Below are 12,361 nucleotides of genomic sequence, written 5' to 3'. Positions count from 1 at the left end.
GTGCGGCCCTGTTCGCGGTGGACGTGCTCGAGAAGATCGATGATCTGTTTGCCGGTGTCCGAGTCGAGGTTTCCGGTGGGCTCGTCGGCAAGGAGGAGCGGCGGATCCGTGACGAGGGCCCGTGCAACGGCCACGCGTTGCTGCTCGCCGCCGGACAGCTCCGAGGGCCGATGGTCAAGGCGGTCACCGAGGCCGACGACGTCGAGGGCGTCCGCTGCCCGTCCCGACCGATCGGCGGGTGCAACGCCGGCCAGGATGAGGGGCAGGGCGACGTTTTCCCGCGCCGTCATCGTTGGCACCAAATGAAACTGCTGGAAGATGATGCCGATCATGCTACGGCGGAAGCGGGCCTGCTCCGACCGGTTCAGCGAGCCGAGGTCCCAGTCGCCTACGTTGATCGAACCCGTTGTGGGCCGGTCCATGGCCGAGAGCAGGTGTAGAAATGTCGATTTTCCGGAGCCGCTGGGGCCGACCAGAGCGACGAACTGTCCGTCCGGGATGGTGATATCGATGTCCGTCAGCGCGGTCACGATTTCCGAACCCATCTCGTAGGTCCGGGCGACGTTGTCGAACGTCACGAGCGATGACGCGGGCGAGGAGGAGGCAGCTTCGGGGGAATCGACCGCAGGGGAAGAGGGCGTCGGCATATGAGTTGGAGGGCGCGAGCGGGTAACGAGGGCGTAAATGTACCTTGCAAACCGGAGCGGAGTTCGAGAAAATTCGGGTACGACCCGGTCCACCCGGTGAGTGTCCGATTTCTGTTGAACATTTTGACAACCGGGTCGCTGGCTGGAAGTTTTGACGTGCTGTCTGTATCCTCTTGCTCACGAACCGTGGATATCCGAATGCTTGCCGGTGCGGCCTCGCTCCGTTCCTGCGCCAGGTGCTGGCGGGAGGCAACGGCCGGTACGGATGTTCCTTCGACGCCCGCGATCTCATCTCCGACTGCGCCCCATGATGACCGACACACTTTCGCTTCGTTCTTCGCGATCCGCCCTGGTTGATCGCCTGCGCTCCGACGATGCGTCGGCCGCGCTGCAGGCCCTCGGCGTGGTCGGGTTTGCGCTGCTGACGGCCCTGGCCGCCGAGTCGAGTGTTCGGTTGTACCTCTGGGAGGTGCCGATCACGCTTCAGACCGCGGCGGTGTACGGCAGCGGGCTCTATCTGGGCTGGCGAAACGGCATGCTCGCGCAGGGGCTCTACCTGCTGCTCGGCATGTTTCTGCCTGTGTTTGCCGGGGACGGTTCCGGGCCGTCGTACCTGCTCGGCCTGATGTCGGCCGGATACCTGCTTTCCTACCCGCTGGCGGCAGCGGCAATCGGTTCCCTCTCCGAGCGGTGGAATTCGCTCTCCGGCTCAATGGTGTCGATGCTTGCAGGAGCGGCCGTCCTGTTCAGTGTCGGCGTTGTGTGGCTTCACTTTGCGGCCGGGCACGAGACCTGGATGCAATCGCTCGACAAAGGCTTCCTCCGCTTCGTGGTGATCGATGCGGCCAAGATCCTCTGCGTCGGCCTGCTCTACACGGGCACGCGGTCGTTCTTTACCACGAAAACGGACGACGAGTAGCCCGACCGGTTACTTTTCGGCACGACCCCGCGCCTCTTCCCATCCAGGGGAGGGGCGTTTTTTTGTTCCGGGTTCCGGGTTCCGGGTTCAGCGTTCCAGGTTCTGAGTTCTGAGTTCCGAGTTCCGAGTTCCGAGTTCTGGGTTCTGGGTTCTGGGTTCTTGGCGCTGAGAACCTTCACACGTTCACACGTTCACACCTTCACACCTGAAAACCGTCCTGCTTCGTCCGCCGCAGGCGGTGCGGGTAGGAACAGCCGGTTTTTCGGCGGGGTATCACGCCATCCGCGATTGCTTGCCAGGTCCATCTGCCGTATGACTCGTTCTGCTATTCATCGCTGGCTTTCCCGGCTGCTTATCGTTCTCGTCGTGGGGACGCTGGCGGCGGTGGGTACGGGCTCGTCCAGCCAGGCTGCACCGGTCGTCCAGCCGGCGGAGGCGGACACGGTGGCTGCTCGCGCAGGCGACTCTGTGTTAAATACGGCGTTCGTGCGCGAGCACGGGGCGAAGGGGCTCGAGCTTCTGTACAACATGCAGTTCGCGGAGGCCCGGCGGCACTTCGACAAGATCGACGCCCGCTACCCGAACCATCCCGTCGGTCCGTTCCTGAACGGCCTGAACGTGTGGTGGCGCATCCTCATCGACCTGCCGGACACGTCGCACGACGACGCCTTTTTCCGTGCGATGAACGAGACGATCGACCGCTGCGAGGAGATTCTGGATGAGGACCCGGACAACTTCGACGCGACCTTCTTCAAGGGCGCGGCCCTCGGGTTTCGTGGGCGGCTGCGGTCGAATCGCGGGGACTGGTTCAAGGCCACGCTCGATGGCAAGCGCGCCATCGGGTACGTGCGTGACGTGGCCCAGCAGGACCCCGACAACAACGATTACGTCTTTGGGAAAGGCATGTACGACTACTACGCCGCCATCATCCCGGAGGAATATCCGATCTCGAAGGCACTGATGTGGATGCTGCCGGACGGAGACCGGGAGCGAGGCCTGCGCCTGATCCGGCAGGCGGCCAACGAGGGCTACTACATCCAGACGGAGGCCATCTATTTCCTCGCGCAGATCTACTATCTGTACGAGAACGATTATTCGAAGGCCGTCGGCTACACGGGCGAACTGCGGAAGCGACACGACGACAACCCCTATTTCCACAACATGCACGGACGCATCCTTGCGCGCTGGGGTCGCTGGAAGCAGGCGAAGGATGTGTTCTCCGAGGTGGTCGACCGGCATGCTGCCGGGCAGGCCGGCTATAACCACCACATGGCGGAAGTGGCGCGCTACTATCTGGCGCGAGAGCGCATGATTCGGCGCGACTTCGACGGAGCGTTGCAGCATCTGGCCGCGCTTGAAGGCCTGACGAGCCGGGAGGGCAATACTGACACGAAGTTCAAGGCGCTCGGCTATCTGTATCAGGGAATGGCGTACGATGGGCAGGGGCGTCGCGATCTGGCCGTCAATCGGTATCGGATGGTGCTTCGGCTGGATGACTACGCAAACACGCACGATCAGGCCGAGCGGTACCTCGACGATCCGTACGGCCAGTGAACCGGACGAGACGGGCGATCTGGTCTTGTCTCGCGTGGCCATTTGCGAAATTGACGTGTACGCGGAGGCCGACCGGAGGTGGTGCGTACACGATGAACGTCGTATTTCCGGACAAACTGACGCACAACCAATGGTCGATGCATCCCCCAGCGCCATTCTCCCCGGTCGAATCTCGCTGCGGCCGGTGTGCCTGGTTGTCGCTGTCATCGTAGCCGCAGGCCTGCTGACCGCCTGTGACGATCGGTCGTCGGAGAAAAGCTACACCGACCGGATCACGAACGAACGCGTCTCCCGGGACATGGAGATGCGGGGGGACCGGAGCGTCATCCCGGCCAAGCAGCGGAAGTCGTTTCGTGGGCTGGAGTACTACGACATCGACAGCACGTACCGGTTCGTGCGTCCGGTCGACCGGCGGCCCCGGCCCGACACGGTGATGATGGCTGAAAGCACGGGGGGGGTGGCGGCACAGGTGCGCGTTGGGACCGTCTCGATCAACTTTCCGCAGCAGGCCGATACGCTGACGGTTTTCGAGGTCACCGAGGGCGAGGACCGCGGCCAGTGGTGGATCCCGTTTACCGACGCCACCAACGGCGGACCTACCTACCGACTCGGGCGCTACGTGGATCTTGAGAGAGCCGGCACGGACTCGGTGATCGTCGACTTCAACACCGCCTACAACCCCACCTGCGCCTACAACCCACGCTACGCCTGCCCGATTCCGCCCGATGCCAACGCCTTGCCCTTCGACGTCCCGGTCGGGGAGAAGAAGCCGGTTTTTTAGTTCAACGTTCAGGGTTCAGGGTTCAGAGTTGTTTCTCGTCGGGCGTTTCGGTGATCGATCGGCGGCTTCGCTTGGACGGGGACTCGGTTGAATCGATCCGCCGAACGATCAGCGCTGAACCCATTCGTATCCGTTGCAAACAAAGCTTGAGGGCGAGTCGTACTGATTCTGCGACGACTCATTACGATACACGGGGAGAGTGACTGGATATGCGCTTCCGTTATACCGACTGGGACCCCACGCGTCACGGCAGCGAGCAGCCGCTGTTTGATCAGCTGTACGACCTGTTTAAGAAGCTCCTTCAGCACACGGCGGGCGACGCGCAGGAGGCGCTGAACTGGCTGACGCAGCTCGACGATCAGTACGGGCTGACGGAGGGACACGAGGAGGGGATCGGCGACTTCATCGACGAACTGAAGAAGCGGGGGTACCTGCGAGACGACGAGGAATCCGGTACGGTCCAGATCACCGCCCGCACTGAACGCACGATCCGGCAATCCGCGCTGGAGGACGTATTTTCGCAGCTGCGTAAGCACGGGCGCGGCTCCCACCGGACGCCGCACATCGGGCAGGGGGACGAACGCCTTCCAGAGACGCGCCGATGGCAGTTCGGCGACGACGTCAATCGCCTGGACGTGACCAACACGCTCTCGAATTCGTTCAAACGATCGGGCATCGGTAAGGACTGGAACCTGTCCGAGGACGACTTTCGCGTCCACGAAACCGATCACCAGTCGACGATGGCGACCGTTCTGATGGTCGACCTGTCGCACTCCATGGTGCTCTACGGCGAAGACCGCATCACGCCGGCGCGGAAGACGGCGCTTGCTCTCGCCGAGCTCATCATGACGCGCTACCCGAAGGACACACTCGATGTGGTGGCGTTCGGCAACGAGGCGTGGGAGGTGAGCGTCAAGGATCTCCCCTATCTCGACGTCGGCCCGTACTACACTAACACCCGGGCCGGTCTGCAGCGGGCACGGGACATCCTGCACCGTCGGAAGAACCGGAACAAGCAGATCTTCATGATCACCGACGGCAAGCCCAGCTGTCACTTCGAGAACGGCAAGATGTACCGCAATGCCTTCGGGCTGGACCGGCGCATCGTCAACAAGGTTCTCGACGAAGGCGTGATGTGCCGCCGCGAGGGGATCACGATTACGACGTTCATGATCGCCCGCGACCCGTATCTGCAGAACTTCGTTCGCGAACTAACTGAGGCCAACCACGGACGCGCCTATTACGCCGACCTTGACAACCTCGGCGAGTACCTGTTCGAAGATTACGTCCGGAACCGGCGGAAACGCATCCGATAGACTGCCGGTTCGTATTCCCTATCCGAAAGCCGTCCCATCCGGGCGGCTTTTTTGGTTAGGAGTTCCGGGTTCAAAGTGAAGAATTCAGAGTGCTTCGTACCGAGTGCTGCATGCCGGACGCCGGGTGCTGTGTCTGACGTTCAGCTAAATACAACCCGGTACTCGGTACCAGCCTCCCGGCGCGACGCCACATTCAGGGCTACACCGAGTAACGTGAAAAGGACGAACGCGAAACCTACCAAAGCCTCCAACGCCCCGACCGCACCCACCCTTATCACCCGTAACTCGTAACCCGACAGGTTGCCACCCCCGCAGAGCCCCGCGAAGCAACTGCCTCAACCCTCCACCGCCCATGCCCGACCGCGTCCCCTTCCGTCCCAAGCAGAGCCTGGGGCAGAACTTTATCCACGACCCCAACATGATCGCCAAGATCGTGGATGCACTCGAGGCCCCGCCCGAGGCTGCGGTCGTCGAGGTTGGGGCCGGGACGGGGGCGTTAACCGAGCGCCTCGCCGCCAAATATGACAACCTGCTGGCCGTGGAAGTCGACAAGCGGGCCGTGGAGGTCCTCCGGGGCGCGCTGCCCGGCGTAGACGTGCGGGAAATGGACGTGCGCGACGTCGACTGGGCCGCTGTCGCCGACGAGCGCGGCGGGCCGCTCCACGTGATCAGCAACACGCCGTATTATCTGACCACCGAGATCCTGTTCGCGCTTCTCGAGGCCCGCGAGCATGTGGCCGAAGCGGTGCTCACCATGCAGAAGGAAGTGGCGGAGCGAATCGTTGCCGAGCCGCGGACCAAGGCGTACGGAATCTTGAGCGTGCTGCTGCAGCTCTTTGCTCGCCCCCGGTACGCGTTTACCGTTTCGCGCCACGTCTTCTACCCGCAACCTGACGTGACGAGTGCCGTTCTGCACGTAACCTTCGACGCGTCGGAAGAGCCCGAAGGCCTGTCGCTTGATGCGGTCCGGCCCGTCGTGCAGGCTGCGTTCAACCAGCGCCGCAAGATGCTCCGGAATAGCCTGAGTGCCTTTACCGAGGACCGCGATCTGCCCGAAGAGGTCGGCCGCAAACGCGCGGAGGCGTTGTCGCCGGAGGCATTCGCCGACCTCACCCGCTATCTCCGAGGAGAAGAATAGCCGCCGCGACTCCACGCGGGCACGACTTGATCGGGCAAACGGTAGGATGGCGTGGCCGCCATCGGCTCCCTGCTCCTCCGGCCGCCCCTCCGGCCGCCCCTCCGCGACCTGTAGCCTTCCTGCAAACCGCTCAACTGCATGCCCGCCGCGCCCGAGACTCCCATCGACGATCGTCCCGCCGGCCTGCTTGAGGTCGATGCCAGCCTGGTGGATGACATCACCGCGCTTCTGACCCACGGGCAGCGCGGCATGGTGCTGAACCTGGTCGCCGACCTCTATCCGGCCGACATCGCCCTGCTCCTGCGCCACGTCCCCTTCGATGAGGCGCGCCGCCTGCTCCGGTGGCTGCCACCCGATATCGCGGGCGACACCGTGGCCGAACTGGACGACACCTTCCGTGCGGCGCTGCTTGAAGACCTGCCGCAGCACAACCTAACCCAGCTTCTCGACGCGCTCGACACGGATGACGCCGCGGACGTGCTGGCCGACCTGCCGGAGCAGGTCGCCCTCGATCTTCTCCCCACACTCGAAGACACCGAGGACCTCACCGAGCTTCTCGACTACGGCGAGGAAACAGCCGGCGGGCTCATGGCCCGCGAGTTTCTCAGTATCCGCCCCGAGTGGACGTTCGCGGAAGCGACCGAGCAGGTGCGCCGCTCGTCCGAAGAAGTCGACGAGCTCTACACGGCCTACGTCACCGATGCTGATGGAACGCTCGTCGGCGTGCTCTCGCTCAAGCAGCTGCTCCTGTCGCCCGCCGACGCCCTCGTGCGCGACGTCATGGAAACGGAGTTCATCTCCGTCAACACCGGCGTCGATCAGGAGGAGGTCGGCCGCATCGTGCAGCGCTACGATCTGGTCTCCGTCCCCGTCCTCGACGAGCACGGTCGCCTTATGGGGCGCATCACGATCGACGACGTGGTGGACGTGATCCGCGATGAGGCGGAAGAGGACATCCAGATCATGAGCGGCCTGACCGGGGACGAGGGCACCGCCGACACCATCTTCCGCATTAGCCGCGGCCGCCTTCCGTGGCTGATTGTGGGACTGGTCGGGTCCGGCCTCTCCGGAAGCGTGATCACGACCTTCGAAGGCGCCCTGCAACAGGCCGTCGTGCTCGCCACGTTTATTCCCATCGTCACGGCCATGGGGGGCAACGCGGCGGTGCAGAGCGCTGCCATCGCCGTCCAGGGCCTCAGCAGCGGTGAGCTCTGGGTGGACGACATCTTCCGCCGCGTCGGAAAGGAAGTTGCGGTCGCCATGCTCAACGGTGCGGTCGTCGCTGCCCTTCTCTGTACGGCCGTTGCCGTGTTCAACCTGGGCGACCCCGGCCTGCTCGTCGCGACCCTCGGCCTGACCATGCTCGCCATCAGCATCACCGCCACGACGAACGGCGCGCTGATCCCGTTCATCTTGACCCGGTTCGGCATCGACCCCGCGAGCGCCATGGGCCCATTCGTGACCACCCTGAACGACATCCTCGGCCTGACCATCTACTTCCTCATCGCCTCGTATATTTACCTGTGAAGGGGGAACGGGGGACGGGTTAGAGGGGGAGAAAGGGAGAGGGGGAGAAAGGATGAGTATGTGTGTAGATATGTATGTTCTCAGCACCCCGGAACTCAGCCCCCGCAACCCAGCCCCCGAAACCCAGAACTCGGAACCCAGAACTCGGAACCCGAAATCTTGAACTTCTTGACATTTCCGTCGTGATCCCCGAAACTTCATCCAATCTGTAAATGCGCGGGGTTGGAAGCGCTGCCGCGCGCCATCATCAAGGACAACAGGGGGATGGATATGATGCGACGGGATACGATATGGAGGATCGGGGTGGTTGTGCTGACGCTCGTTCTGCTGAATAGCTGGACAGTAGCCCAGGCTCAAACGCAAATTGCGCAGGACGATGCAGAGAGCTACTCCGGTGGATTTGAAGGAACGAATGGGGGCACAGGATGGGATTCCGGCTTTCAGGCCAAATCGTTCGGGACGAATGATTCCGGTGGGACTTTTTTGGAGTCAGGTAATCGTTTGATTGGTGGTGGCCAGAGCTTTGCCATCTTCTCAGATGACGGATCCTCTGGTACAGGCTATGCAATCACTCGATCGGTTTCACTTACGGGCACAGACACATACCGTCTCGAATTCCGCATCCGGTTTGACCTTAATCCAGGAGCAGATCAGGTTGCGGGGTTTAACGTGAGCTCAATGGCCTCCTCGGGACAGACTGCCTGGGATGACGGAGAGGTGCTATTTCTCGGCACAGGTGGGGCCGGAATATGGCAGTACGACGTTGGCAATGGACTGGAAGCGATCTCCGATGGTAGTGGAGCAGATTTTCCGTTGAATGGCGGAGACATCTACAAGGTCAGCTTGGATATAACGACGAACTCAACCTCGGATATCGAGATATTTGTAGAGAATGAGTCTTCCGGTACGACCTCCAATGTTGAGCAGGTGAGCATTCCCGGCGGTGTTGGTGATCTCGAATCCATCGGGTTTGCAAATGGGGTTGTTGCATCGTTTCAAAATCTGATATTCGATGATCTGTCAATCACACAGGGACCCACTACACCCATCCCCGTCGAACTCGCCGCGTTCGACGCGCTCGCGGATGGCCGCTCGGCGGTGCTGACGTGGAGCACGCTCTCGGAAACGAACAACGACCGGTTTGTGGTTGAGCACGCCGCGCCCGGTGCCGGATTCTCGCCGGCGGGCTCGGTGGAGGGGAACGGGACGACGACGCAGCGCTCCACGTATCGCTTCACGGTTGCCGATCTGGAACCCGGCACGCACCGGTTCCGGCTTCGCCAGTACGACATTGACGGGGCGAGCGAGTTGAGCGAGGCGCTTTCGCTCAACATTGGCGTCGACGGGCTGGCTGTCTCCGGTGCGGCTCCGCATCCGGTGCAGGGCGAGTCCGCCGTCAACATCAGCGTCGACAGCGCGTCGCCGGTACGGGTCGAGCTATTCAACCTGCTCGGCCAGCGCGTTCGCACGCTCTTCGACGGGACGGTGACGCCGGGGCGGGCCGAACGGGTCGCGATTCGAGGTGCGGACCTACCGAGCGGCACCTATTTCGTCCGGACGACCGCCGATGCGGGAAGCGATGTGCAGCGCATCACGATCGTCCGGTAGATCCGGGTGGATCGGGTGTTTCAACACGCGCGCCCTGGTCGCCCGGTGCGGGGCGGTGGGGGTGCATCGGTAGAAGCGGTGCACCGGCAACAGGAAGGATCTCGGGGTGAGAGGGGGTGGGCAGGATTACAGCGAGATGCGCCAATTGCTAAAGGGGGCACATGCACCGGATCGTAGATTCATTACCCGTCGGTGCGGATATCCGTCCGGCGGGACGATCCCCCCTCGTCCAACCGGTCTCCAACTGCTATGACTGCTTTCCTGAACTCGGCGCTGAATGCGGACGAGCGCTCCAGGATTGAAGCCCTGCGAACGATTTCCGCGTCGCTCCGCGATCTTCCCAGTCTCATCCGTATCGTCCGCTCGACCTATCGTGCCGGCGATCGTAAGCCGCATCTCGAGCCCGCGTACATCAACTGGGTTGAGCGGTATGTTCGGTTTTACCAGACGAAGCCGCTCGGCATGCTGGACGACCGGCACGTCACCGCATTCCTGACGCACCTGGCGCGTCGCTCCGGGATTTCGCCGTCGGATCAGGAGCAGGCGTTGGACGCCCTGCAGTTCTTCCACGAGAAGGTGTTGCACGCTCCGCTCGGTCCGATCGACGACTATACCCGCGTACATCGCCGCCGCCGTGCGTCATCGGAAGATGCGAGTGGACGATCGTTCTGGGACGTCGAAGACGCTACGCCAGAGACGGAATAACCGGGGGCTCTCCATCGCCGGCACGGGGCACCTCGGGCACGGTCATTCACGGGCACCTCTTTTCACCAGAATAGGCTCTCCGAACGATTCGGAGAGCCTTTCCTGTGCGAAGATGCCTCGTTTCCGGACAGCGTGGATAGACGGTTACTGAGGGAGCGCCTTGTCAACTGCGTCGAAGAAGCGCTCGACCCGCCGGGCGTTGACGCCGAGGTCGCTGTACCCGACGCGGCTTGCGCTGCGGACGTGGAGAGTGCTGCCCGTGCTCTCGCCGGCGGTAACGGCAACGTGGACGTCATCTTTGAACACGAGGGCCACCCGGTAAACGGCGTGGGCCGTACGGGCCCGCTCCTGGGTCTCGATCGAGGCCGGGCCGAGCCGGTTCAGTGCCGCCCGCGTGGCGGAAAATAGCGTGTCCGGATCCGTGTCGTAGGACCGTTGCGTCTCCTCGCAGTTCGGGGTATCGGGACAGGGCTGCAGCGGGGACGAGTCGGCCACGGGCTGGGCGTAAGAGGGAAGAGAGAGGAGGAGGGCACCGAGCACGACGAGAGGCGGTCGGACGAACCTATACGTCATCGAGAGAGCGATGGGGTGGACGTCGTCGGACGGGCGAGGGCCGCGATCGGCGAAGACGGGTCAGCGGTTACGCGACGGTATCGCGGCGGGATTGGCCTTGGTCGAGTCGAGGCCGCGCGCATCGTTGTACTTCGACGGGCACTTCACGAGGATGCTCTCCGCGATGAACGCGTCGTCTCCGGCGTAGCCTTCCACGACGACCTCTTCCGCTTCTTCAAAGTTTGCGGGTTTCGGGTTGGCGTACCGCACGCGGCGTACCGTCCCGTTCTTGTCGCGCATGTGGAAGATGAAGACGTTCTCCTGCCGGTCGTACTGCATCGGAAGGTCTTCCGCCCAGGTGCCCACGACGTGGGCCCGGGTACCGGTGGCCTCCGCCTTGGCGAAGTTCTGGTATCCGCCCACCTGAGAGCCGAAGTTGGCGAACAGCATTCCGCCGAAGCCGAGAATGGCGACAACGCCGAGGATCGTCTTGATTTTCATAACAGAAGCGAGGGTCGTGCAGTGGGGCGAGCCATTGAGGCGTCGGATACGCTTAACGGTCCTGTTCGATTTCGCGTTCCAGCGAACGAATGCGTCGATCCGTCCGGAAGAGGAAGGCGAGAATGGAGATCCAGATGATGAGGACGACGGCGAGGACAACCAGGATTTTTCCGTCGGCCGTCATCGTCTTCTCAAATCCCTGAGGCTCTTGGGTGGGGATATCACTCTCCGTGGTCCATGCCGTATCGAAGGCCGCTTCGTCCTCCCGGATCGCGAGGCCGGTGTCGGATTCCGGCACGGTATCCTGCTGGGCCGGGTCCGGGCTGGCATCGATCCGTGCGAACGGTAGCGTATGGGGAACGGCGGAATCGGGGAGAGGATGAATCGTCATCGAACGGGGATGTGACGCGCGGAATTCGGAGCAGGCGGGGCGGCGACGGGTCAGAGGTCGGGTTCGTCGCGAGCGTCGTCCTCCAGCCAGGCCACGCGAACGCGCTGGGTGTAGATCCACCACGCGAGTCCAAAGAACCCGAGGACGGCGGGATAGAAGATCCAGCGCATGGCCGGGGCGAGGTCCGTCTGGCTGAACGTCGGGCTTCCCTCCGCGCCCGGATGCAGGCTGTCCATCTGACGGGGAAGCACGTAGAGCAGGAAGGGCATCGTGACGACGGCGAACAGGTTGTACACGGCCGCGATGCGTCCCCGCTTCTCCGCGATGTCGATGCCGGAGCGGAGAACGAAGTAGGCGCCGTAAATCAGCAGGAGAATGGCGGCCATCGACTGCTTCGGGTCAAAGTTCCACCACTTGTTTGTGCCCTCATACCAGGTGAACCGGGCCCACATCATGCCGGTCGTGATCCCGATGATGCCGAAAAGCATCCCGACGCGGGCGGCTTCGCGGGCCCGAACATCCCGCAGGAGGTCACCGGTTTGCAGGAAGCGAAGCGAGTGGTACGCAGAAACCACCGTCAGTCCCATCAGCGAAAACCACATCGGGACGTGGAAATAGAGGTTCCGCGCCGTCTCCTCCAGGATCGACAACTGCGGGATCGTACCCAGAAGACCGGCGATGATCACGTACGTCAACGTCAGCACGACGAACGCACGGACGGC

General features: G+C 62.8%; 13 protein-coding genes. 8 read left to right on the top strand and 5 right to left on the bottom strand.

Annotation, left to right across the window (positions count from 1 at the left end; all coding sequences use genetic code 11):
• Nucleotides 1-647, bottom strand: a 647-nt coding sequence (locus tag ACFCU0_RS06725; RefSeq protein ID WP_434972899.1) for an ABC transporter ATP-binding protein, incomplete at its 3' end; no start/stop codon positions are given.
• Nucleotides 648-954: 307 nt separating this feature from the next.
• Here ACFCU0_RS06725 and ACFCU0_RS06720 point away from each other — a divergent pair.
• From ACFCU0_RS06720 to ACFCU0_RS06685, 8 genes are all read left to right on the top strand, one after another.
• A complete protein-coding gene (locus ACFCU0_RS06720) occupies nucleotides 955-1,566 on the top strand; it encodes a biotin transporter BioY (RefSeq protein ID WP_434972898.1) in 612 nt (203 codons plus the stop codon).
• Between the two features lie 312 nt (nucleotides 1,567-1,878).
• Nucleotides 1,879-3,120: a tetratricopeptide repeat protein gene (locus tag ACFCU0_RS06715; RefSeq protein ID WP_434972897.1), complete on the top strand. Its 1,242-nt coding sequence runs from the start codon at nucleotides 1,879-1,881 to the stop codon at nucleotides 3,118-3,120.
• 130 nt (nucleotides 3,121-3,250) lie between these two features.
• A complete protein-coding gene (locus tag ACFCU0_RS06710; protein ID WP_434972896.1) occupies nucleotides 3,251-3,901 on the top strand; it encodes a DUF1684 domain-containing protein in 651 nt (216 codons plus the stop codon).
• 209 nt (nucleotides 3,902-4,110) lie between these two features.
• Complete coding sequence (locus ACFCU0_RS06705; RefSeq protein ID WP_434972895.1) at nucleotides 4,111-5,217, top strand: vWA domain-containing protein; 1,107 nt, start codon at nucleotides 4,111-4,113, stop codon at nucleotides 5,215-5,217.
• Nucleotides 5,218-5,569: 352 nt separating this feature from the next.
• Nucleotides 5,570-6,355, top strand: a complete 786-nt coding sequence (gene rsmA / locus ACFCU0_RS06700) for a 16S rRNA (adenine(1518)-N(6)/adenine(1519)-N(6))-dimethyltransferase RsmA (protein WP_434972894.1) — start codon at nucleotides 5,570-5,572, stop codon at nucleotides 6,353-6,355.
• A 138-nt stretch (nucleotides 6,356-6,493) separates the two neighbouring features.
• Complete coding sequence (mgtE, locus tag ACFCU0_RS06695) at nucleotides 6,494-7,882, top strand: magnesium transporter (protein ID WP_434972893.1); 1,389 nt, start codon at nucleotides 6,494-6,496, stop codon at nucleotides 7,880-7,882.
• 678 nt (nucleotides 7,883-8,560) lie between these two features.
• Nucleotides 8,561-9,490 (top strand): T9SS type A sorting domain-containing protein, encoded by a 930-nt coding sequence (locus ACFCU0_RS06690; RefSeq protein WP_434972892.1) that lies wholly within the window; start codon nucleotides 8,561-8,563, stop codon nucleotides 9,488-9,490.
• 249 nt (nucleotides 9,491-9,739) lie between these two features.
• On the top strand, nucleotides 9,740-10,195 hold the full coding sequence (locus ACFCU0_RS06685; protein ID WP_434972891.1) for a site-specific integrase: 456 nt from the start codon (nucleotides 9,740-9,742) through the stop codon (nucleotides 10,193-10,195).
• Between the two features lie 144 nt (nucleotides 10,196-10,339).
• Here ACFCU0_RS06685 and ACFCU0_RS06680 read toward each other — a convergent pair whose 3' ends face one another.
• The 4 genes from ACFCU0_RS06680 to ccsA form a co-directional block, all read right to left on the bottom strand.
• A complete protein-coding gene (locus tag ACFCU0_RS06680) occupies nucleotides 10,340-10,768 on the bottom strand; it encodes a DUF1499 domain-containing protein (RefSeq protein ID WP_434972890.1) in 429 nt (142 codons plus the stop codon).
• Between the two features lie 60 nt (nucleotides 10,769-10,828).
• A complete protein-coding gene (locus ACFCU0_RS06675; RefSeq protein WP_434972889.1) occupies nucleotides 10,829-11,248 on the bottom strand; it encodes a cytochrome c maturation protein CcmE domain-containing protein in 420 nt (139 codons plus the stop codon).
• 52 nt (nucleotides 11,249-11,300) lie between these two features.
• Entirely contained in the window at nucleotides 11,301-11,639 is a 339-nt protein-coding gene (locus ACFCU0_RS06670; protein ID WP_434972888.1) for a CcmD family protein, read from the bottom strand.
• A gap of 50 nt (nucleotides 11,640-11,689) precedes the next feature.
• On the bottom strand, nucleotides 11,690-12,361 hold a 672-nt coding region (gene ccsA, locus ACFCU0_RS06665), incomplete at its 5' end, for a cytochrome c biogenesis protein CcsA (RefSeq protein ID WP_434972887.1).

Source organism: Longibacter sp. (genome assembly GCF_051155795.1).
Classification (GTDB): domain Bacteria; phylum Bacteroidota; class Rhodothermia; order Rhodothermales; family Salinibacteraceae; genus Longibacter.
Note: the sequence above shows the minus strand (reverse complement) of the source record. Positions and strands in the feature narration are given on the sequence as shown.